The organism is Planctomicrobium mucosum (genome assembly GCF_051466335.1).
Classification (GTDB): Bacteria; Planctomycetota; Planctomycetia; order Planctomycetales; family Planctomycetaceae; genus Planctomicrobium.
Map to the genome: position 1 here is coordinate 464,491 of NZ_CP195793.1, position 21,967 is coordinate 486,457.

The following is a 21,967-nucleotide window of genomic DNA, read 5'->3' on the forward strand; positions in this document are numbered from 1 at the left end:
GGCTCAAGTTTCAGCTCAACAAGGGGGCAACGTTTGCTCACGGAAACTGATCCGCGGTGACAATCGTGTTCGACAGATGATCAACTTGTGAAACGCGAGGAAGATGATCCTTGTCGCTGATTCCGGTCCACCAGTTGAATCCATCTTCTTGACTCCAAGGCTGGACTGGAACGATGGTCGACAACTCTTCGAGTAGCTGTTGCACCGACTCATGACGTTCAGCAGGGAGCTTGCGTAAACACTTCATGACCAGCTCTTCAAGCTGCGGAGCAATGCTGACATTGAGCTTCTCGGTCGGCTTCAATGGAGTCGACCGGACATGTTGGTGCAGAACGTCAATGACGGTCGAACCGGTAAAAACCGGCGAGCCAGTCAACAGGAAATAGGCCACTGCACCGATCGAGTAGAGATCGCTGCGAACACAGATGTCTTCTTTTCCTTGTGCAGCTTCGGGCGACATGTAGAGCGGAGTGCCAACCACTGCTCTGGAATTGCCAGAGTCACCGGGAGTCATTGATTTGGCGTCAATCACCAGGCCGAAGTCGAGAACAGTAATGTGATCTGGCCAGTTCGTCCGTTTGGACAACATGATGTTCTCTGGCTTAATATCACGATGAATTAGCTGCATCTGGTGAGCTTCAGCGATCGAACTGCAGATCTGCTTTAACAGCACCAACACCCGTCCATCACACATCGGCCCTCCCGTTTTGACGATCTCAGCGAGTGTCATTCCTTCGACGAGCTCCATCGCATAATAGAAGAGATCATCCGGGGTGCGGCCGTAATCAAAAATGGAAACCGTATTTGGGTGTCGAAGTGTTGAGGTCAATTGCACTTCGCGTTCGAACTGAGCAATCGAATTCTGGTTGGTGCGATCGGCAAGCAGGATTTTAATTGCTGCGGGCCGCCGCATCCGGATGTGCAGAGCCTTGTAGATCGCCCCCATGCTGCTTTCCCGCAGCCGTTCTTCAATGACGTAGTTCCCGAATTGCCTCCCCGGGGCAACGGATTGGTGACGCCGGACCTCGATCTGATTCAACATCTCATTCTGTAATCGCTGAATCAAACTCACAGGGTGTGAAAGATTCCCTGAGAGTTCCCGAATCGCACTGTCGACGGACTGAGCAACATCCATTAGAACGAATTTTGAGTTGATCGCATGGAGGTCAACGAGTCGAGTTACTCCATCGGGGGATTGCCTCAACATGTCCATCAGCAGTGCAGAGCAGGCTGTCGGAAATGAACGGGATACCGTCCCGTCGGTGCCCACAAGGAGTTGCTCCGGAGAATCATGGTGCTGAAGGACTCTCAAGGCCAGATGTTCTGAGAAGCCCCAAGTCAGCAGCGTTTTCGCTGTTAACTCGCAATGCGTCCAGCCGAAGGTCAACTGTTCAAAACCGACAAGAGAATCAAATTCTCGGGACTTGAGGTACCTTTGGTATTTATCACGATAGCGGACAGTCAGGCTCGGCAGCAGAATGTCCTGCAACATCGCGGCAGTGTAGGCCAATGTCTGATCCATCCCCATGACCTTGGCGACTTCACGTGCGAAAATTGATCGCTCGACGGTCTCTCTGCGAAAATCCGCGGTCGGAAGAAGCATCGATTCCACTTGACTCATCGCATTTGATAGTGCGCTGGTCAGAAGAATGGTCGTACTGGATGGAATCCCCAAGAGTGTGATCGCCTGAGTGACAGAATCGACCTTGTGGCGGAGGCCTCGCACGCAGGAATTGACATTGCGCAGAAGCTCCGTCGTCAGAGCGGGTTCACAGTCCACAATGATTGCGAGCTCACGGATTTTCACATCCGGCTGCCGCGCTTTCACTGAAAAATCGATCACCGATTGAGGAGGCATGGGAAGTTGGGATTCCCCCTCCCAATGCAACTCCCTGAGTCGCTGCAACAGTTCAGTTTCATGTGGAGTGAGAGTGATCATTTTTGAAGTGGCAACAGGACCTACAGAACTCTTGGAGTTCAAGAAACTTCAACATCGACTCAGCTCGCCTACGATATCAGCTCGATTGCAATCGGCTCCGTCCCGAACTCCGAGGGATTCATTGCCCGACACAATTCGGTCAGTATGGTCACCCGATTTCTTCCATTTCTCTTGGAGAGATACATCGCCGAGTCCGCAGTTTCGAGAATCTGATCAATGACTTGATCATGCCCCCCTTCGGGATAACACAGGATTGCCCCAACACTTGCGGTAACTCGAAGGTTGACGTCGCCGAATTGGATTTCTAGTGCCTCAATCGCTGCTCGGATTCTCTCCGCCTGCGATGAGATTTCCGATGTGTTGGACGTTGTTGAGATCACCACAAACTCTTCTCCTCCATATCGGGTGGCGACCTCTTTTTCTCGAATGCAGTTCTTCAACATTTGGGCCACAGCAGTGATGACTCGATCTCCAGCGAGGTGACCAAGCTTGTCGTTCACGCTTTTAAAATGATCGATATCCAGGAAGAGAACCCCAACCGGACCGTTGATATCGCGAGCGTGTCGAACTCGCTCCCTGAGTGCCTGCAGTAGATACGAACGGTTCGGCAGACCGCTCAAGGCATCAACCATGGATGACTGCGTTAACTCAACGATGCGTCTCTTCAGACGGCTGTTCTCCTCGACAATTTCCTGCGTGTTCGGATCACCTGCCCACTCAATTGAATTCGTCGCAAGTCCTGACACAAGGAGTGCCAATTGCGACATCGCCTGTGACAACAATTCCACAGGCGTCCCCACCTTGGACATATCGAGATTGAAAAGGTGGCTGTGATGATCGAGTTCCATGCGAACGCGTTCGACAAGATCATTCACCTGTTGTTCAGAAGCTCCCAGTCTGAACTCGGCCAGCTCATAGACTTCTGCAATTGCCAATCCCTGAAGTTCACCCGAAAAGAACTCAGCGATCCCGTTTGCGATTTGGAGCAGATCTCTCAGTTCCAAATCTGCATCTGCCCGAGTTGAACAGATCTGATCGACGGTGTCATTCAGGCCTTCAACTGCGTCGAGACAACGCTCGGGCAACTTCCATTCCCGAAGTAAATGCATTGTCACTTGCTGAGAAGTGACGCTGCCAAAACTCGCTTCGATTCGATCAAGATTGGCCTTTTCCTCTTTGGCGCGAAGCATGCTCGCCACGAAGCGGTGGCTGTCTGTATGCAGCAGTGCAAGTCGTCCGATCCGCGCCAGAACGGCAACAGTGAAGGCCTCGGAAGGATCGATCTTGGAATGGGTTTCGGCGACGATGCTCGCAGCACACCCTCTTACCAACGATTGAAACCAGAACTGGGAGAAGTATTCGGCGTGCTCACCACGCGACAGACTGGCCTCAGCGATCGAGAAGCTGAGAGCCAAAGCCATCGCAGCACGCTTCCCAATGATCATCACAGCACGGTTGAGTTCGCTCACCGGGCGTTTGAGTCCAAATAGCGACGTGTTCGCAGCTTTCAGAATCTTACCCGAAAGCGCCGGATCAGATTGAAGCGTCTCGACAATTCGAGAGACCTCGACCTGTTCGTCAGCGAACAAGTTGAGGAGTTGAATTGCGACCGTCGGTAGTGATGGCAATTGCGCCAGGCGTCGGATAGTGCTGTCCATTCGTTTCTTCCCGGCGGCTGTAATCGATTATACAGTAACCTGTTAAGACAGATAAAGTCATCGCTGTGACTTCGAATGCGGACCACTTGTGGCTGGATCCAAGGAGCGCTCCCGGAAAATCAGCAAAAAGCGCCAACGGGCGATTTTCAGGGACCGGCGTTTCCCCAGTCCCCGCCGTCAAATACCCCGGCACTTCTCCCAATACTTAGGTTAAATCTCCAGACAATGCTGAGTGTTTGCCCGCAAAGAGGCAAAAAAAACACAATCGTCCATCAACGACTGCCAATAAGTCAGAATGCGACACCTTTAGTTACGGCAACGCACGAAATTTGGGTAAAAAAGAAAAGATCGCCGAGTAGCGATGAAGATATTTCTGTGTTTTCTTCTTGTTTTGCAGGAAAGAACTTTAGCGGATTGTGCCGATTCCTCCATCACAGCCGACCATTATCCATAAAGTGAACTTGCAGGTTTTCTGGGTTAGTGACATGTTCCCAATCCCCCCACAACTCAGTTCCATACATCAACTCATGAATGCTGCCGAACTCCGCCAGCAGGTCATCAGCCAGAATCTGGCAAATGTGAACACGCCGGGATACCAGCGACTGGATGTTGAATTTGAAGAGATATACGCCCAACACCTCAAAGAAGGGGGAGAGATGGGAACCTCAACCATCGCCCCCCGCGTCTTTCAGGAAGAAGGCCTGAACACACGGCACGACGGCAATAACGTTGATGTTGATCGCGAAATTGGACAGCTCAACAGGAATGCAATGTTGTTCCAGACATATTCACAAATTGTTGCCAGCCAGTTTGATCTGATGAGAAGAGCAATCAGATAACAACATGAAATTTTGAAACCTGAGGTCATCGCTAATCTCCCTGTAACTGATTGAAATGGCAGACTCCAATGGGCATGGGTCAACTTTTTTCTTCCACGATGATCTCTGGATCAGGGCTCACCGCCGAGAGATTGCGGATGGAAGTGGCTGCAAACAACATCGCAAATGCACATTCCACCTCGTCCGCCGCTGGAGGCGCTTACCGTCGGCAACAGGTGGTCTTCGCTGAAGCGATTCAGGATTTTCTTCCGGGCCAGACAGCTTCCCCCAATCAAATTTCCCCAACGCTGAATGGCGTTGAAGTGCTGAGTGTTGAGAAAGACCCCAGCGAGCTGCCGAAGGTCTACAACCCTGGACACCCCGATGCAGGCGCAGATGGGTTTGTCGAAATGCCCAACGTGAAATTGTCGACAGAGATGGTCGACCTGATGACGGCGAATCGGGCCTATGAAGCGAATCTGAAGTCGTTGCAGACGTTTCGTCAGATGGCCGAACAGGCGCTTTCTTTGATGAGGTCTAACGGCTGATGTCAGTCTACCTGAACCCGAATAATCTGACCCCGAACGTCAGTCATTCATCACCGATTGCACCGGCAGGGTATTCGCCAGGAGTGGGCGCGGCTCCGCAATCGAAGTCGGGAGTTCCGTTCAATCAGCTCATGATGGAAGTCCTTCAGGAGGTTGATCAGCCTCAACAAACAGCGACGAACGACATGAACAAGCTGCTGAAGGGTGAAGTGAACAACATTCATGAAGTGGCCATCAATGCAGCCAAAGCGGACATCGCTTTTCGGATGGTCATGGAAGTTCGCGACAAGTTGATCTCCGCTTATCAGGATGTCATGCGCATGCAGATTTAAGTGAAAACACAGCCGCTGAGATACCCCCCCATGCCAATGTCGTTGCGATTGAAGCACGTGATTCGATAGGTGAGTCCTATGGACTTTTTCAATAAATTCAGCATTCAGATTCAGTCTCTTTGGGGACGTTGGAGTGTCGGTCAGCGCGCTGCAATGATTGCCTCAGTCGTCGCTTCCATTGCGACTGTCTCTGGAGTTGGCATCTGGGCCACGACACCAGAATACGTGGCCGCGACTGATCGCCTCAGCCCTCAGCAGGCAGCTGAAGTTGTGAGTGCACTGGAAGCTGAGGGGATTCAGTACAAGCTGAATTATGCGGGGTCAGCCGTCAGCGTTCCGAAGAACTCACTGAGCAGAGCCCGTCTGGCGTTGAAAGATCTTGTTGGACCTGCGGCAGGGGATGCTGCAGATATCAGCGAAGGAATCTGGTCTGATCCGACACTCTATAAAGCGAAATTGAATCGACAGCTGGAAACACGGCTCGGACGTTCCATCATGAATCTGGGGAGTGTCCGCAACGCGACGGTTCACCTCACTCCCGGAGAATCGAGTCCCTTTCTACGAGACCGGACGAGTGCAAAAGCCAGCGTCATTCTGGAATTGCAACCGGGCGCCATGTTCTCTGCGACAGATGGACGTGCCATCGCCTCGCTCGTTGCGCACAGCGTGGAAAACCTGAGTCCTGAGAACGTCTCGATTCTCGACACCAGTGGTCGCATGCTGACCTCGGCCATGTCCGGCATGGAAGGTGATGTCACAGGACAATTGAGTTATCGCAGCCGAGTGGAAGCCGACCTCGCCTCCAAAGCAGAGGCCATTCTCACCCAAATGCTGGGAGCAGGGCGAGCCGTCGTTCGAGTCACCGCTGATATTGATTTCACAGACACAAAAACCAAAGAGACGAAATACGATCCTGATGCGAAGGTAAAAATTTCGGAAACCATTCACAGCGAGTCCACGACAGGGTCGCGTCAGACCAAGGGGATTGTTGGACAACCGCCCGAACAGATCGACCAGCTTGCTTTCAAGGCGGGAGGGAGTTCTGCCCCCAGCACAAAAATGGAAAGCAATACCACTCAGTACGAGACCGCAAAAACTGAAGATACCGTCCACAAAGCTCCCGGCCGAATCAATCGACTGACCATCGCAGCAGTTGTCCAGCTTCCTGAATCTGCCGCTGATGCTGGATCGACCGGAGCAGCACAAGCACCCACAATTACCTCGATGCAAATCGAAAAAATCATCAAACAGGCGGTGGGGTTTGATGCAAATCGCATGGATGAGATTGAAGTTCTCTCCGCTCCATTAACGGGCAACGCCCACATGATCAATCCGGTCATCGCAGTCCCTGGGTGGGAGAAGTATGCTCCGCTACTGCAAAACATCTCGCTTGGTCTTGGGGCACTGGTCTCGCTCTTCCTCGGTGTTCTTGTCATTCGCAGAATGCAGCCAGTTGTTGTGGAAACCGGCAATCCTGATGCCATTCCTCCGGAAGTCGTCTTAAAGAAAGCGGAACTGGCGCAACGGGCGATTCAAAATCCTGAAGCGGTAGCCGAAGTCATCCGGGCATGGCTGGGAGAAGCCACCGAGACTCGTTCTTCCATCAGTAAAGCATCCTGAAACCCAGGCAGTTCAATAAAGGGATTCAGCGGAAGTGACCGTGATCAACGAATTAAAAAGTAATCTGCAGAAGGATCGAGTGCTGACGTTGTTGCACTTGCTCGGGGAAGAGGCCTCGGCAAAGGTACTCGACAATCTCGATGTACAGATCAGCAATGACCTTCGACTTCAGATGAAGCAAACGGCCAACGCCCCCATCACCGCTAAAAAACAACAGGCTGTCCTGGAGGACTTCGAACGGTTCTTAGGGTTCGTGCTGAAAAATGGACGCCCGGAACTTCGGCTCCACACTGAAGACGACGAAGAGGAAGAGGTCCCGACGGAAGAGCCGTACATTCTGTCCGGCGATCCGCTCAAAGATCTCGAACTGATGAATGCAGTACAGGTTGCTGCTGCACTTCAGATGGAGCAGCCTCGGACTGTGGCGTTGCTCCTCAAAGGACTGACTCCCCCTCGGGTTGCAACTCTTCTCAAATTGTTATCGACCGATAAACGCGAAGCTGTCGTTCGTGAAATGAGCCGTGACCCGCGGGCACCGGAAGTGATTCTGCGGCGAATCGCTGCGACAACGGTCGAGCATGCAACGAGTCTTCCCAATTCGATTCAGCCGAACGACAGTGCTTTACAACGAATGGTTGAGGTGCTGCGAGCGACTGAAAAATCCCAGCGTCGAAACATTCTCCGCGCGCTGGAATCGGAGAATCCAGAGCAGGCGAAAGCGATCAATCAGGCGTTGTATCGATTCGAAGACATCGAACATCTCGATGATCAACAGATTCAGAAGGTGTTGGCGAAGATCGATTCAACGACGCTTTCAACAGCTCTCTTCGGAGCTGGCGAAGGATTGGTTACCAAGATTCTGAACAACCTTTCAAAACGGGCACGTACATCGTTGCAGGAAGAACTGACATTCCGACGAAACGTCAGTGGTTCGCAACTGCAGGCCTCTCGAGAACTGGTCACCAGAGCAATCGCGGAATCCGAGCAGGAATCGGAAGGCTAAGGAGCCGATCAAATGTTCCGCAAACAAATCACGTTCTCGAGCAGCCCGACTCAGGTTTTCATTCGGAGCAGTGCAGCTGAGCAATTGGTCGAGGCATCGCCAGAGCCTGTGAGCAAAAAGCCTGCATTTCCCCATGCCGACGTTGAACAGACAACCTTCCCATCACAGCCTCCCCCCCCTGACCTCCAGCCGTTGCTGGAAACAATCTCCGAAAAACTCAATGTTTTGGATCAGCGCCGGCATCAGTCTTTGGCGGAGATGCAGCAAGTCGCTTTAGAATTGGCAGTCGCAGTTGCCTCTCATTTGGTTTTCGAAGCGATCTCAAGTGACCAGTTCGGAGTGGAACAGCTTGTTCAACAAGCGATTGCCGGGATGGAAATTGACGGCGTTCCGATTGTCTGGCTGCACCCGCTGGATCTTGAACTTCTGAATCAACGTCTTCGAAACAGTTCGGTGAAATGGAATCCGGAAAAAGTCCACCTACGGAGCGATCCATCACTCTCCCGTGGAGGCTGCCGCGTTAAAGGAACTGACGGCCGACTTCAGGTATCAGACATTAGCCTGCGACTCTCCGAAATTCGTAGACATTGGTTGGAAGAATTAGATGACACTCAGACTGAACGTCGAAGCACTCAAGAAGAAGGCCAAAAGTTGCGACGTTTTCCGGACCGCCGGAAGTATTCGTAGTGTTCAGGAAATCCTGACGGCTCGCGTTCCTGCCTCGATTGGCGAGCTGTGCGAAATTCGAACCATCGACGATGAACGACTCCTTGCAGAAGTTGTCGGAGTACACGACGAACACGCCCAGATCATGAGTTTCAATCACGGCATTGGCCTAAAACCGGGATCTCAGGTGATTGCACTTGGCCGCCGAGTGAGCGTCCCCGTTGGCCCGGAACTTCTCGGACGAGTCGTCAACGGGCTTGGACAACCGATCGACGGTGGAGGGCCGCTCTCTGTGAGACGCTGGAAAACGGTCGATCAGGAGACTCCTTCTGCTCTGGCACGGCAGCGCATCACAAAACCGTTGATTACCGGACAACGTGTGATTGATGGGCTGCTGACACTCGGGCAGGGGCAGCGTGTCGGACTTTTCGCAGGAAGCGGGGTTGGCAAGAGCACGCTCATGGGGGAAATCGCCAAGCATGCTTCGGCCGACCTGAATGTTATCTGTCTCGTCGGCGAGCGAGGTCGTGAAGTTGTCCCGTTTCTGGAGGATTGCCTCGGAGACGAAGGACGATCACGAAGTATCGTCGTTGTGGCAACGTCTGACGAAACGCCCTTGATGCGGATTCAGGCGGTCCGCAGCGCGATCGTTATGGCAGATGCATTTCGATCACAAGGGAAGAATGTCCTGTTCTTCCTGGACAGTTTGACTCGCCTTGCCTTCGCACAACGTGAACTCGGATTGCTTCGAGGGGAACCTCCCGGAACACGCGGGTATCCCCCTTCGGTTTTCACTGTATTAGCAAGTACTCTCGAAAAACTTGGAAACGATGAAGTAGGGTCCATCACAGGACTCATCACCGTTCTGGTTGATGGCGATGACATGGACGAACCGATTGCGGACGCCGCCCGATCGATTCTCGATGGGCATGTCGTGCTGAGTCGGAAAATCGCGTCGCGCGGACAGTATCCTGCTGTGGATGTGCTGCACAGTCTGAGTCGCCTCTTCCGGGATGTGACGACGCCAGAGCATCAACAGGCTGCACAAAAAATGCGACAACTTTTGGCGACATACGAAGAGGTGTCAGATCTGATTCAGCTGGGGATGTACCAGATGGGTGCCTCCCCGCAAGTCGATGAAGCGATTCAGAAGATGCCCAAAATCCTGAGTTTTCTCAAGCAGGAGATTGGTCAGTCTTCCTCATTTTCGGACATGTCCCAACTGATGTCGCAATTCAAAGCTGGATGAAAACCGGGAGAAAGACATGAAGCGTTTTCATTCGCCACTGGAAAAAGTGAAGGGGATTCTCGACCAGCAGAGCCACATGGCCGAGTTGCGACTCGCTCAGGCGACGGTTTCTCACCAACATGCGATTCAGGCAGAAAAGATCGCAGCCGAACAATTGGAATCAGCTCACGCGACCGCTTCAATCGCCATCAAGCAGGCAAGCAACGTTCTAATGATCCTTGGAATCCAGCAACATTTGCTAGTTGCTGCCGAAGAACTCCAGAAGCAACAAGGCCATGTTGACTCCACTGCAAAAATCCGCGATGAGTCCCGTCAGCAGTTCCAGTTACTCCATTCCAAAGTCGAGAGACTCGAACAGCTCATTGAAAAACAGAAGTCCGAGCATCGCCTGGAACGACTTCTAGAGGAGCAAAAGGGGATGGACGATGTTTCAATATCTCGTTGGAAGCTGGGAGATGCTTCCGTCGCTGGGGTAAATTCCCATGAATAAAAATCTGGTATTTGTGGGATTTGGACTCGTCGTCTTTCTCGGAGCAGCGGGAGGATCATGGTACGTTCAAAACGTCGTCCTCGCGCCCAAAACACAGTCTGATGAACACAGCTCGCAACTTCATCCAGCGGTCGCAGATGCCCAGCGGACTCCAGATGCGTCGCAATCGACAACAAAAGTTGCGATGTCCGATTTTGAAAACGCTCCTGCAACTGGGGATGCGAAGCAACGGCTGCCCGTCCCCATTCGCCCCCGCGAGATGAGTGTTGAAGAACTGTTGAGACTTGGGATGGGAGTGAAAGAGCGGGAGAACACCGTTCGACTTCAGGAGGAGCAACTCCAGAAGCGCCGCGTCCAACAGCAACTCGCACAAGCGGACATCGAGGGAGAACGCAAAGAGATTGAAGGACTTCGAGTTCAGGTTCAGGACCAGTTGAAGCAGGCAGAAGTTCTCATCGAGAAGATGAGCTCAATGCGATCTCAACTGCTACAAGATCAGACCGATGCCACTGCAAACATGCAGCAAATCAAACACGAACGTGTTGAGATTGATCTCGAACAGCAGGAAAACACCAAGCGGCTCTCACAGTGGATCCAAAGCATGGATCCAGAGAAAGCAGCCGAAGTTCTAAAGTCGATGGCAGATGATGGAGCGGAGGAACTGGAGATTGCCGTTCAGATTCTGCGAAACCTCGAGGAACGAGAGGCTGCCAAAATCCTCTCAGCGATCGATGATCCAAAACTCGTTCAGACCTTGATCGAGAAGTTTCGTAAGCTGAAGAAAGCACCTCCCAAATCAACGGCGAAACGCTGACTCGCCCGAAGAGCAGTGATTGAGTCGCCCCTCACCTCAAGCGGAATCAAGTGAGCAGAGAGCTCCCACACGGCTGTGTAAAGGAAGACCAATGGACTTGATGACCGTCGCCAGCATTCTGCGGGACCTCCTTCTGACAGCCTTGGTTCTGACACTCCCCTCTGTGCTCGCAAGCCTGATCATCGGAACGGTGATCAGCGTTCTTCAGACGGTCACGAGCATTCAGGAACAGACGCTTTCGTTTGCTCCGCGAATCATCGGAGTTGCAATCGTGATGATGTTGACGTTGCCATGGTCGTTAAAAATGGCGATGGGATTTACATCCCGGATGATGTACCACATGCTTCAGGCAGTTCGATAATGACACTCCTTGTTATCGCGTTTCTGCTCGTTTTCTTCCGCGTCGCGGGCTTTGTGGCGTTTCTTCCTCCCTTCTCGGGCCGCCATCTTCCACACACCGTTAAAATTGGCTTGGCGACGGCACTCACTGTCATGTGGAGTACGAAGGTGGTTCCACCGCTGGCATTCTCACTGAACCCTGAAATCAGTGACAACTGGTTCCTGCTGACCTGGCTGGCGGTGAGAGAGACGTTATTCGGCGCTTCTCTCGGTTGGCTTTTAGGACTGGTTCTGGTGCCGATGAGAATTGCGGGAGCTTACATCATTCAGGAAATGGGACTCACAATGGCAGCAGTCACTTCTGCAACCGAGCCAAGCGAATCCAACGTGCTGTCGCAGGTCTTCGAGATCATTGCGATTCTGCTTCTGTTCGGAACAAACATCCACCACGAGTTTCTGCGCCTATTCGATTCGACTCTCGAACTGTTCCCCTTGGGAAAAAGTTGGACGTTGCCCTCACAGGAATGGATTGTGGGAAGCATCTTGCAGACAACGAATCTCGGCTTGGGAATCGCTGCGCCTGTGGGAATAGTTCTATTCGTCTCACTCGTCGCAACGATGTTCATGATGAGGCAATCACCCCAGTTCAATCTGTTCACATTCGGCGGTCCAATTCGTCTTTTTATCGGTCTAGTGGCAATGCTCTGGTTCTTGCCAAGCATGATGAGCGGGATGATGCACACATTGCATTCGTTCACAAGTTTTCGCGGTCTTTAGCCCATCTCGAGGTGCCATCAGCAACGCAGGTCTCATTCGGTTCACCAGTCGCTCCCCCGGAATGTTCACTGTTCCATGGATCATGTCCCCGCTTCATTTCCCCCAACACAATGAATTCTGACAACTCACATGGCAGAATCGACGAACGATAACAAGACGGAAGATCCGACACCGCACCGTCGTGAGACCGCTCGGGAAGATGGTCAGGTTGTCTATAGCCCTGACCTGAATAGCGCGGTCGCTATTTTTTTTGTCGCAGTCGCTTCGTTGTGGATGGTTCCGCTCATGATCGGGCAGACGCAGCGAATTCTCTCCGAACGAATCGTGACGCTGGACGGAAGTGATTGGACTGTCGCAAGCACTCAAATCGCCGGACAATGGTTTTTCAATCACCTCTGGGGGATCGCAGGCGTTGCATCGGTGATTTTTCTGGGAATCAACCTGCTTCTGTCCCAGATTCAAGTCGGCTTTCTCATCACCCCGAAACCACTTGTCCCCAAGTGGGAAAAGCTGGACATGGCGAAGGGGTTCCAGAAGATCTTTTCACTGGAAAGCGTCGTGAGAGGTATGATGGCCGTCCTCAAAGTGAGCACCCTGGGGATTGTGTCCTGCGTGGTGTGTTACCTTTGGCGAAACACCTTACAGAAAGAGGCTCACGGTCCGGTCATTCATTCCGTCGTCCTTGGCTGGGAAATGCTGATTCAGTTGATGATGTCGCTCGCTGGAACGGCGCTGCTCTGGGGAATCACTGACTATTGCTTCAAGTGGTATCGCAATGAACAAAAGCTGCGAATGTCGAAGCAGGAAGTCAAAGATGAACAAAAATCCGAGAACGGAGATCCACAGGTCAAATCGCGAATTCGCCGCATGCAGCGAGAGGCATCGCAGCGAAAAAGTCTCAAAGATGTTCCTCGCGCCAGCGTCGTGATTACGAACCCGACCCACTATGCAGTCGCACTGCGGTATGAGTCAGGAGTAATGAGTGCTCCCAAGGTGATTGCCAAGGGAAGCGGAGCGTTTGCAAAACGCATCGCAGCGACTGCAAGAGAACACGGTGTCCCTGTCCTTGAACGCAAGCCATTGACTCGCGCACTCTACGCGTTGGCTGAAGTCGGCAAGGAAATTCCTCTCGAATATTTCCGGGCGGTCGCCGAAATTCTTGCCTATGTCTACCGCATCAAGAACGGGCTCATGTAGTTTTCCAGTGTGAAGTAACGTTGTCCGAAGAGTCGGATAGTGGCCGTCGGGGAGTTCATCTAGAATCCTCTTAATACTGACCACTCACAACAACGACTGCTTCACCATGACTCGCGATTACGCTGCGGAAAGCCTTTCCTACGATCCCATTCATGGGTACATACCGTTTACATCTCGGTCAGGCCTTCCCGATTCCGAAACTTCTGAGCAAGACCTGATCGATCATCCGTGGGTTCAGCGGATGAGACAAATCCACCAGCTGCAAACTGCCTGGTTTGTGTTTCCCAGCGCCGAACACCGGCGATTTCAACATATTCTGGGAGCGATGCACCTTGCTTCCCGGGTCATCGATGAGTGGTATGAGTCACTGGCGGAGGTCTGCGCAAGCTGTCCGTCGAAGCCCTACGTAGAAAGTCTGTGTCGCATGGCGGCGCTGCTCCATGATGTGGGACACGGCCCGTTCGGACACTTTTTCGATGACCACTATCTCTCGCAATTCGGAATCACCCACGAAGACATCGGTGCTGCCGTCATCGAACGGCATCTTGGCGAACTGATCCGTGGCATCCGCCGGACGCCCAGCGGGAAACTTCAACCACTTGAAGAGCTCGACCCAAAACAGGTCGCCTGGCTGATCCGACGTCCGAGAGGATTGGAATCAGGACATCCCGCGTGGCTTCGAAAACTGCGTGCGTTGTTCAGTGGCATCTACACTGTCGACAACATGGACTTCGTGTTGAGAGACGCCTACATGACTGGCGTCAACACAAAAGCCTTCGATATCTCGCGCCTGATTCACTACAGCTTCTTTGGCGAAGAAGGGCTGACAATTCATGGTCGCGGACTCCCCTCGCTGATTCACTTTATTGAAACCCGTGCCAATCTCTTCCGGATGGTCTACTTCCATCGCACCGTCAGAGCACTCGACATCAGCATCGAAGAGATTTTCTCGGAGACGATGAGCCATCTCTTTCAGGGGAATCCGCTTGATCATCTGGAAGATTATCTCCACTTCCACGAGTCTTCATTTCTGGTCGACGTGCAGCGTTGGAGCCATTCAGACGACCCGGCTCTCAAACAACTGGGAGAGCAATGGAACGCCATTCTGTATCGCAAAACGAGTTGGAAGTTGGCGTGCGAACGAACGCTGAATTTCCACTCCGCAAGCGGCGAGAGGATGTCCATCTTTTCGGAACCAGAACTGGTACTGAAGCGTGTGCGTGAACGATTGCCTGAAGAAATCCGCGACATCCCGCTGAACATCGACGTCGCCAAGCACTACCACAGACCGAGCTCACGCCTTCCCGCAGGTGGTCAGAATTTTCTTTTTGACCCTACGAGCGGCGTCCATGAACTGCAGGATGATGAACTCTTCAGAACCATCCCCGTCAGTTTCCTGATCTTCCGCATTTACTGTCAGACTCACGCGCACGATGTCGAACTCAATGCGGCGCTGAACTCGGTACTGGGAGATGCGATGGACGCCAAAACGAACATGTAGACAATCATTCAACCGGTCGAGACAGATGATGCGGGCTGACCGGAAGACGACTTCCATCCTGCTCAGCGAGTCGAAGCTCGAGTTCGAGAATCAATTGTGGACCGAGCACGTGTTCGATTCGATCGGCGTCATAATCCGCCTGACTTGGAGCGACATCCGCGTAATTGATGAGGTACAGCTCCCAAAGCCGGTGATTCCTCACAGCGCGTCTGGCCAGCGCAGCTCCATCAGGCGTGAGGCTGAACGTGAGATCCGCATGCTGATTCAATTTTCCATCCAGCACGCCGGAAAGAAGCAGCCGCTCTAACTGTGTTGAAGACCAAGAGCGAGCTGCCAACAGTTGTTGTCTGGAAAGTCGAAATTGAAGCAACTGGTGTTCGGAAACATCATGTCCAGGGCTGCTCATTTCGATGAGTTCATAGGCGGTCCTGAGCAGGTCCATGCGTCCGATTCGTTGTTTGAGCCGACGCTGCTCCCACCATCTCCAGAGCAGTCCACGTTTGGTGCCGAAGACCAGACTGATCGCAAACAGAAAACTGCCACTCAAGACAATGACCGCCCCGGCAGCCAGTTTCGGAGCCATCGCACTCAGCAATGTCCCCAGCGCCGCCGAGAGGGCCCCAATCAAGGCAGCAATGGCGGTGAGTCCGGCAACTCGGTCGGACCAGAATCGGGCACTGGCTGCTGGAATAATTAAGATCGCGACGACGAGAATCAATCCGACAGTCTGCATTCCGACAATGGTCACCCCGGCCACCAAACCGATCAGCAACGCATCCAGCCACGCCACGCGCCAGCCCGAAGCACTGGCGAAATTGCGATCGAACGAAAGCAATGTGAATTCTTTAAAAAGCAGCAGCACCACCAGCACCAACAAGATCGATCCGATAGCGAAAATCCAGACATCAGACTCGACGAGCGACGCTGTCTTGCCGTTCAAAAAATCTTTCAACCCCGCTTTGCTCGCTGATGGAATGCGTACGATCACGGTCAGAAGAGCGGTTCCCAACCCGTAAAACAGACTCAGCACAATGGCCAGTGCAGCGTCTGCCCGGACACGGGAAAAGCGATCGATCACCATGACGCAGAGTGCTCCGGTAATCCCTGCGACAAACGCCCCCGTCATCAGCATCGGCAGGTTCTTCGCACTGCCGGGTGCGATCACCTGCGAGATGATAAACGCGATGGCGATTCCCGGGAGTGCGGAGTGCCCGACAACATCTCCAATCAGCGACTGCCGCCGGAGAAGCATAAACACCCCCACGATGCCGCCAGACATCCCCAGCAAAGTTGTGCCGATCAAAACAACGCACGTGTTGTAGTCCCGGAGGCTCAACACCCGAATCAGTGTTTCACGAACGGATGCGGTCTCAGCAGCACTCGCAGCAGCAGGGAAGCAGGAGAACAAAGCGATCAACAGGCTGCATGCCGTCACGTAGCGACGACTCAAAATGGCACTCCTCCCGGAAATCCAACGGACGATCGACTGACGTTGGCCGGAATAACGAGCAGATTGATTCGCCTCTTGCTTCAAGCAGAGCTTCCTTCAGAGTTATTGATCCGCGATCCGCTTACTGACCTGATCCAGTAGCGACAACTTCCCTCCATAAGTCCTTTTCAGGTTTTCGGCTGTGAAGACTGTTTCTTTAGGACCTGAAGCGACCTTGCGCAGATTCAACAGCAGCACTTCATCGAAATACTCATTCACAGTCTGCAAATCGTGGTGAACGACAAGTGCCGTTTTTCCCGCGGAACGCAGGTCCTGCAGTATGGAAACAATGGCTCGTTCCGTCGCAGCATCGACACCGGCGAACGGTTCATCCATCAGATACAGGTCGGCATCTTGAGCCAGAGCCCGTGCGAGAAAGACCCGTTGCTGCTGGCCGCCGGAAAGTTGTCGGATCTGCCTGTGGGCATAGTCCGCCATCCCGACACGGTCGAGTGCTTCCAGAGCTTGATCGCGATACTTTTTGGTGACACGACGACACCAGCCAATTTTTCGGTACAGCCCCATTGCAGCGACATCGAGAGCGTTCACAGGGAAATCCCAGTCGACGCTCGTTCGCTGCGGCACATAAGCAACGCGATCGCGAACCTTTCGATAGGGCCTTCCAAAAAAAGAAATCGATCCAGACACCTTGGGAACGAGATCGAGCGAGGCCTTGATCAGCGTACTTTTTCCCGCCCCGTTGGGCCCAAGGATCGCGATCAGCTTTCCCGGTGAAGCTGAGTAGTCGACATCCCAAACGACTGGACGACGTTGATACGCGACAGTTAAGTCACGGATCGACAACGGCGAGTTGGCGGGATGAACAGGGGATCCACTCATGCTTCAACCATGCTTCCGTGCACCACAGAAGCCTCGGGATGAACAACTGATTTGGCAGGTTTCATCGACTGATGTACCGGAATACACCAAGGGAAACCTTTTCGGGAATTGATCTTATAGAGTTCGAGGCGAACAATGTAGCCAATGCTCCACTTTCCCCGAGACAGCATTACCGCTACCTTGGCCCGATTGCCCGCTTCCTCAGAGACATCATGCGGGAACTTGCGACCAGCGATTGCTGGTTTTTGATGAAATGGATCTGTAATGCTTGGCCCAGTTCAGCCGACCAACTTTGACGCCCAGTTTTCAATCGCTCGAATTCCAGTTCGAATTTCAATCTGGTTCTGGGTCGGTGCAACGGTTTTGGGGTTCGGTTTACTGGAAATGGGAGTTGAGTACCTGATTGCCTGGTGGCTCGTCGTACTCGTTTCCATTCTGATCCACGAGTTGGGGCATGCTCTCGTCGCAAGAGCATTCGGGTACCGCCCCCGGATTTTGCTTTACCAATTCGGAGGACTCGCCATGTACGAGCCTTACGGAAACTACACCCCGCAGAAATCAATCGCGATTTCTCTGGCGGGGCCGGGTGCCGGCTTTTTGTTCTTCGGGGTCCTCTGGCTCTTAAATCGATTCGCGCTCCCGTACCTCCCCATCATGCCCGAAAACTTCGAGATGATGCTGAGTTTCGTTCTCCTCCGATTGTTTTACATCAACCTGTGGTGGGGACTCGTCAATTTACTGCCAGTATTCCCGCTCGATGGGGGACAGGTTTGTCTGGCTCTGTGTTCGATGAAAGGGCGCGATAAGGGGCGAAAGATCGCGTTATGGATCAGCATTGTGACCGCTGCCATCGCTGGGACATACTTCCTGATGCAAGGAAGAACGTTCGCTGTCATGCTGTTTTTTGTACTGGGCTTTAACAGCTACCAGTCGCTGCAGGATGGTGAGTCCCGCGATTCATTCTGATCAGTGGGTGACTGAAGGAGTCACTCTATATACAAAAACAGCCGACGTGTGAACGTCGACTGTTTCAGTGAGTCCGAGTCCGGTACTACACAGGCTTAACGTTTTCTGCGCGTGGCCCCTTAGGACCGCGACCTTCGTTGAAGGAAACGCGTTGTCCTTCGTGGAGGTCTTCGATTCGCACGCCTTCGAGATTCGACATGTGGAAGAACAGGTCAGCACCCTTTCCTGTGTCGATAAATCCGAAACCCTTATCTGTAATCTTCTTGATTGTGCCTTCAGCCATCTTCCATCTACTTCCTGATTAAGCCTGTGTGTACGATGTTGCCCAACAAGACGAATTTGAGCTGAGTCCACCGAACAAACTGATATTGACCGGAATTGTTCTAATGGTCAACGTCGGCCGCAGAATTCTGTCGCATTGCCGAAACTATTGTGCAGGTTTGAGCAGTTCAAACGGCACGTAAAACTTGGCATAACACCGCCCGTTTGAGTACCGCTGGCCGCGTGGATCTTCGACCAAAACCGTTGCCCGCTTTGTGATTCGATTGATTATTCCCACGTATTCAGCCCCTTCCAGTTGAAATTTCACCCGACTTCCGGGCTGCAATCCAAATTGTTTTGAGGCGCGTTCTCGGGGAGTCACCAGCGCGTGCCGATGCTCCGTGTGGCCAAATCGCAAACCGGCAATTTTTTGAAATCTTCCGGCTGCGCAGTTGGAATCGTCCCAGAGAAGCATCTCAATCAGGTGCACCATTTCGTGCTCGAAGATCCTCTGGAGGGCTTCCAGACGGTTTTTGCACTCGATCCCGGTCACTTTGACGGTCCTTCTGACATCGTGAAATGTCTGAAAGAGCAGGGTGGAAGAGACCGTAATCTCGTAGGACTTGCTCTGAGGAGCATTTCGACGCTGAAATCGAGTCGTCTTTCCTCCAGCGGAAGTCATTCGACTCGAAATTCGGAAGTTGAGCGGGACGCCATTGAGCTGCTGGTGACAAAATCCTCCAAAGAACTGATCATCATAGAGTTCAAAGAGTTGCTGCAGATCTTTGGGGTGAAATTGCGTGAAATTTGCCGCGTCCATTACGTTGGAATTCGCGAGCAATGCTCGATGGATGGTACGCTGTCGCCTGACAATTTCTGCTGGCGAAGGAGATGGGAGTTCGAGGTGTGTCAGGAGCGTCAGAGGGCGCATTGCAACGAAATCAGAACATGTCGAAGAAGAATGGCCCATCTTAAGCAAAGATCACATTTGCAGTAAGCCCATCGTCAGGGGCTGAAGGTCGTGGTTCCTCGCTCGGCGGAATACACTGGTTGGGCTCCCCGGAAACTGCAGTTCAGAGCTGCCTCACGACGAGTCACAACGCTCACTTTTAAGCCGATCGCCAGAACTATGGATCAAAAAAAATCGCTTCCACTGACTCACGCGGTCTCACCCGGACGTTACCGCCATTACAAAGGAAACGAATACACGGTGCTCGGGATCGCCCGTCATAGCGAAACCGAAGAGGAACTGGTCGTTTATCGACAAGAATATGGTGAATTTGGACTCTGGGTACGACCAGCTTCCATGTTCACTGAATTGGTTGAGGTGAATGGGAATTCCGTTCCCCGCTTTAAATTTCTCCACGCAGACTCAGGGGCAGATCATGCGAACTGAACGGGAAAAAATGCTGACGGGCGAACTTTATCACGCATCGGATCCAGAACTGGTTCAGTTGCACACAGATGCCCTGAATCTGCTGCATACGCTTAATCACGCCAGGATGGATGAAGCGGAACTCAAAAGGGAAACTCTTTGCCAGCTACTTGGCTCAGGCGGCGACACGGTGACGATTCAGCCTCCGTTTTACTGCGACTATGGGAAGAATATTTTTCTGGGGAAAAAGGTCTTCTTCAACTTCAACTGCGTCGTTCTGGATGTCTGTGAAGTGCACATCGGCGATTTCACCTTATTTGCCCCTGCTGTCCAGATTTACGCGGCAGCACACCCCTTTGATCGGGAATTACGTCGAGAAGTTGAGTTTGGGAAACCCATTTTTATCGGTTCAGATGTGTGGGTTGGCGGAGGAGCCATCATCTGCCCGGGTGTCCGAATCGGTTCGAACACCATTATTGGAGCCGGGAGTGTTGTCACACGGGACATCCCGGATGGAGTCGTCGCTGTGGGAAACCCTTGCCGCGTCCTCCGCGACATTAACGACAACGACCAGACAGCGATTGTTTAACTCGATATGGTTGAGAATATTTTCAAGCAGATCCCCTCGAAAATTCAGGCCGAGCTGACTCAAAATCTCCTTCAGAGCGGGAATATTCGAATCGAACGAATTATCTCAGAAGGGCACGCGAGTCCTCCAGCTTTCTGGTATGACCAGGAAGATGCCGAATGGGTCATCGTCTTGCAGGGTGAAGCCCGTCTCGACATCGAAGGCTCACCAGAATCCATTCCTCTGGGGGTGGGAGACCATTACTTCCTTCCTGCGCATTGCCGACACCGGGTCAGTTGGACGTCTCCTGATGTTCAAACCATCTGGCTCGTGGTCTTCATCCAGCAGCACTGACGGGAATCGCATCGCTTCGTGTTGCGTGCTTGATACCCCTTCCCTGACGATTTCGATTCATCGCCGAATGGTCGAATCCCGCGAATTTCCAATGGTTGGCAAATCCACTAAGATTTCGAGAACTCGATTGGGAATGCTAGCTGTTTTCAGGTGTTTTTATGGCGATGGCGGTAGTGAAGTGTGAGGTCACACAGGAGCAGGTTGGGCGGATTGACCTGCTTGTTCAGGCGTTGACATCTCGTTCCCGCTCCGAAGTGAAAGGGCTGTTGCACCTCGACTGCGTTATTTTAAACGGAAATGTCTGCAAAAAAGGGGGAACGGAAGTCGCAGTTGGGGATACCGTTCAAGTCACTCACGACCCCCACAGTCGCTACAAGGAGCCCAAGAAAGAGATCACGCAGAAATCCTTTAACGTGATCTTTGAAGACGAACATCTGATCGTCGTCGATAAGTCGGCCGGAATATTAAGCGTTCAGACCGACAAAGGAGGCCAAAAGACCCTCGTCGACGCAGTGACGTTCTATTTGCGTCGTCGGCATAAGAATGCCCGGGCCGTTCCAGTCCATCGACTGGATCGCGATACCTCGGGCCTGCTTGTTCTCGGAAAATCCGAGCGGATCGCAAAATCGCTGATTGATCAGTTTCGCGTTCGCAAAGCGGAACGCGAATACCTTGTCATCGTCGCGGGCAAAGTTGCGAAAACCAAAGGGACTTTTAAGACCTTTATGGCGACGAACAAGCGGTTGCAGCGGTATTCCGTCAACCCGGGCGAAAAAGGCGAATTGGCTATCACTCATTACGAGGTAGAAAAGCACCTGCGAAACGCCACAGCGATCCGCGCGACACTCGAAACCGGTCGCCGCAACCAGATCCGCGTGCACTTTTCTGAAGTGGGCCATCCGGTCATCGGGGATGATCGTTACCGCCCCGATCAGGCAAAGCACCCTGCATGGAAAGCCAAACGTCTTGCTCTCCATGCAGCGAAACTCGGTTTCGAGCACCCCGTCACGGGAAAGCAAGTGCGGTTCGAGGCTCCAATTCCACCAGACTTCTTGAAATTCATTCGGACTCAGGGCTGAATAGCGCATTCTTTCGGTGACCCCGATGCAATTGCACGATCAATCAAACTGAAGTGAAACCGGCCCGGTCTGAAATCTGAAGTC

24 protein-coding genes are annotated in these 21,967 nt (G+C 52.6%); 18 read left to right on the forward strand and 6 right to left on the reverse strand.

Going from position 1 to position 21,967, the window contains the following annotated elements; all coding sequences use genetic code 11:
* Positions 1 to 37: 37 nt before the first annotated feature.
* Together SH668x_RS01925 and SH668x_RS01930 are read right to left on the reverse strand one after the other, a co-directional pair.
* Positions 38 to 1,858, reverse strand: coding sequence for a protein kinase domain-containing protein (locus SH668x_RS01925; protein WP_437187011.1), 1,821 nt, complete (start codon positions 1,856 to 1,858; stop codon positions 38 to 40).
* Positions 1,859 to 2,007: 149 nt separating this feature from the next.
* Entirely contained in the window at positions 2,008 to 3,597 is a 1,590-nt protein-coding gene (locus SH668x_RS01930) for a sensor domain-containing diguanylate cyclase (protein ID WP_437187012.1), read from the reverse strand.
* A gap of 485 nt (positions 3,598 to 4,082) precedes the next feature.
* On the opposite strand from SH668x_RS01930, the gene flgB reads away from it, so the two are divergent.
* The 13 genes from flgB (at position 4,083) to SH668x_RS01995 (ending at position 14,951) form a co-directional block, all read left to right on the forward strand.
* Positions 4,083 to 4,436 carry a flagellar basal body rod protein FlgB gene (flgB, locus tag SH668x_RS01935; protein ID WP_437187013.1) on the forward strand — a complete coding sequence of 118 codons (354 nt, stop codon included), beginning with the start codon at positions 4,083 to 4,085 and terminating at the stop codon, positions 4,434 to 4,436.
* A 74-nt stretch (positions 4,437 to 4,510) separates the two neighbouring features.
* Complete coding sequence (gene flgC / locus SH668x_RS01940) at positions 4,511 to 4,963, forward strand: flagellar basal body rod protein FlgC (RefSeq protein WP_437187014.1); 453 nt, start codon at positions 4,511 to 4,513, stop codon at positions 4,961 to 4,963.
* Complete coding sequence (gene fliE, locus SH668x_RS01945) at positions 4,963 to 5,295, forward strand: flagellar hook-basal body complex protein FliE (RefSeq protein WP_437187015.1); 333 nt, start codon at positions 4,963 to 4,965, stop codon at positions 5,293 to 5,295. Before flgC ends, fliE begins: the two co-directional genes overlap by 1 nt.
* A gap of 78 nt (positions 5,296 to 5,373) precedes the next feature.
* Positions 5,374 to 6,915 carry a flagellar basal-body MS-ring/collar protein FliF gene (gene fliF, locus SH668x_RS01950; protein ID WP_437187016.1) on the forward strand — a complete coding sequence of 514 codons (1,542 nt, stop codon included), beginning with the start codon at positions 5,374 to 5,376 and terminating at the stop codon, positions 6,913 to 6,915.
* A 40-nt stretch (positions 6,916 to 6,955) separates the two neighbouring features.
* Positions 6,956 to 7,918 carry a FliG C-terminal domain-containing protein gene (locus SH668x_RS01955; RefSeq protein WP_437187017.1) on the forward strand — a complete coding sequence of 321 codons (963 nt, stop codon included), beginning with the start codon at positions 6,956 to 6,958 and terminating at the stop codon, positions 7,916 to 7,918.
* Positions 7,919 to 7,930: 12 nt separating this feature from the next.
* Positions 7,931 to 8,605: a FliH/SctL family protein gene (locus SH668x_RS01960; RefSeq protein WP_437187018.1), complete on the forward strand. Its 675-nt coding sequence runs from the start codon at positions 7,931 to 7,933 to the stop codon at positions 8,603 to 8,605.
* The gene (locus tag SH668x_RS01965) at positions 8,523 to 9,833 is read left to right on the forward strand and encodes a FliI/YscN family ATPase (RefSeq protein ID WP_437187019.1); all 1,311 of its coding nucleotides are present in this window, start codon (positions 8,523 to 8,525) and stop codon (positions 9,831 to 9,833) included. The genes SH668x_RS01960 and SH668x_RS01965 overlap by 83 nt, the downstream gene beginning before the upstream one ends.
* A 16-nt stretch (positions 9,834 to 9,849) precedes the next feature.
* On the forward strand, positions 9,850 to 10,323 hold the full coding sequence (locus SH668x_RS01970; RefSeq protein ID WP_437187020.1) for a flagellar FliJ family protein: 474 nt from the start codon (positions 9,850 to 9,852) through the stop codon (positions 10,321 to 10,323).
* Positions 10,316 to 11,137: a hypothetical protein gene (locus SH668x_RS01975; protein ID WP_437187021.1), complete on the forward strand. Its 822-nt coding sequence runs from the start codon at positions 10,316 to 10,318 to the stop codon at positions 11,135 to 11,137. The genes SH668x_RS01970 and SH668x_RS01975 overlap by 8 nt, the downstream gene beginning before the upstream one ends.
* A gap of 91 nt (positions 11,138 to 11,228) precedes the next feature.
* Complete coding sequence (locus SH668x_RS01980; protein WP_437187022.1) at positions 11,229 to 11,498, forward strand: flagellar biosynthetic protein FliQ; 270 nt, start codon at positions 11,229 to 11,231, stop codon at positions 11,496 to 11,498.
* Entirely contained in the window at positions 11,498 to 12,253 is a 756-nt protein-coding gene (locus SH668x_RS01985; protein ID WP_437187023.1) for a flagellar biosynthetic protein FliR, read from the forward strand. The genes SH668x_RS01980 and SH668x_RS01985 overlap by 1 nt, the downstream gene beginning before the upstream one ends.
* Before the next feature lie 129 nt (positions 12,254 to 12,382).
* Positions 12,383 to 13,450, forward strand: coding sequence for an EscU/YscU/HrcU family type III secretion system export apparatus switch protein (locus SH668x_RS01990; RefSeq protein WP_437187024.1), 1,068 nt, complete (start codon positions 12,383 to 12,385; stop codon positions 13,448 to 13,450).
* 106 nt (positions 13,451 to 13,556) lie between these two features.
* Positions 13,557 to 14,951 (forward strand): HD domain-containing protein, encoded by a 1,395-nt coding sequence (locus SH668x_RS01995; RefSeq protein WP_437187025.1) that lies wholly within the window; start codon positions 13,557 to 13,559, stop codon positions 14,949 to 14,951.
* Positions 14,952 to 14,955: 4 nt separating this feature from the next.
* Here SH668x_RS01995 and SH668x_RS02000 read toward each other — a convergent pair whose 3' ends face one another.
* Together SH668x_RS02000 and SH668x_RS02005 are read right to left on the reverse strand one after the other, a co-directional pair.
* Positions 14,956 to 16,401 (reverse strand): metal ABC transporter permease, encoded by a 1,446-nt coding sequence (locus tag SH668x_RS02000; protein ID WP_437187026.1) that lies wholly within the window; start codon positions 16,399 to 16,401, stop codon positions 14,956 to 14,958.
* Between the two features lie 102 nt (positions 16,402 to 16,503).
* The gene (locus tag SH668x_RS02005) at positions 16,504 to 17,280 is read right to left on the reverse strand and encodes a metal ABC transporter ATP-binding protein (RefSeq protein WP_437187027.1); all 777 of its coding nucleotides are present in this window, start codon (positions 17,278 to 17,280) and stop codon (positions 16,504 to 16,506) included.
* Between the two features lie 264 nt (positions 17,281 to 17,544).
* On the opposite strand from SH668x_RS02005, the gene SH668x_RS02010 reads away from it, so the two are divergent.
* Entirely contained in the window at positions 17,545 to 18,246 is a 702-nt protein-coding gene (locus SH668x_RS02010) for a site-2 protease family protein (protein WP_437187028.1), read from the forward strand.
* An 85-nt stretch (positions 18,247 to 18,331) separates the two neighbouring features.
* Here SH668x_RS02010 and SH668x_RS02015 read toward each other — a convergent pair whose 3' ends face one another.
* Together SH668x_RS02015 and SH668x_RS02020 are read right to left on the reverse strand one after the other, a co-directional pair.
* A complete protein-coding gene (locus SH668x_RS02015) occupies positions 18,332 to 18,529 on the reverse strand; it encodes a cold-shock protein (RefSeq protein WP_437187029.1) in 198 nt (65 codons plus the stop codon).
* 144 nt (positions 18,530 to 18,673) lie between these two features.
* Positions 18,674 to 19,438, reverse strand: a complete 765-nt coding sequence (locus SH668x_RS02020; RefSeq protein WP_437187030.1) for a hypothetical protein — start codon at positions 19,436 to 19,438, stop codon at positions 18,674 to 18,676.
* Positions 19,439 to 19,636: 198 nt separating this feature from the next.
* Between SH668x_RS02020 and SH668x_RS02025 the strand changes: the two genes are divergently transcribed.
* The 4 genes from SH668x_RS02025 (at position 19,637) to SH668x_RS02040 (ending at position 21,883) form a co-directional block, all read left to right on the forward strand.
* Entirely contained in the window at positions 19,637 to 19,903 is a 267-nt protein-coding gene (locus SH668x_RS02025; protein ID WP_437187031.1) for a DUF1653 domain-containing protein, read from the forward strand.
* The gene (locus SH668x_RS02030; protein WP_437187032.1) at positions 19,893 to 20,471 is read left to right on the forward strand and encodes a sugar O-acetyltransferase; all 579 of its coding nucleotides are present in this window, start codon (positions 19,893 to 19,895) and stop codon (positions 20,469 to 20,471) included. The genes SH668x_RS02025 and SH668x_RS02030 overlap by 11 nt, the downstream gene beginning before the upstream one ends.
* A 6-nt stretch (positions 20,472 to 20,477) precedes the next feature.
* Positions 20,478 to 20,804 carry a cupin domain-containing protein gene (locus SH668x_RS02035; protein WP_437187033.1) on the forward strand — a complete coding sequence of 109 codons (327 nt, stop codon included), beginning with the start codon at positions 20,478 to 20,480 and terminating at the stop codon, positions 20,802 to 20,804.
* A gap of 158 nt (positions 20,805 to 20,962) precedes the next feature.
* Positions 20,963 to 21,883 carry an RluA family pseudouridine synthase gene (locus SH668x_RS02040; RefSeq protein WP_437187034.1) on the forward strand — a complete coding sequence of 307 codons (921 nt, stop codon included), beginning with the start codon at positions 20,963 to 20,965 and terminating at the stop codon, positions 21,881 to 21,883.
* Positions 21,884 to 21,967: the final 84 nt, after the last annotated feature.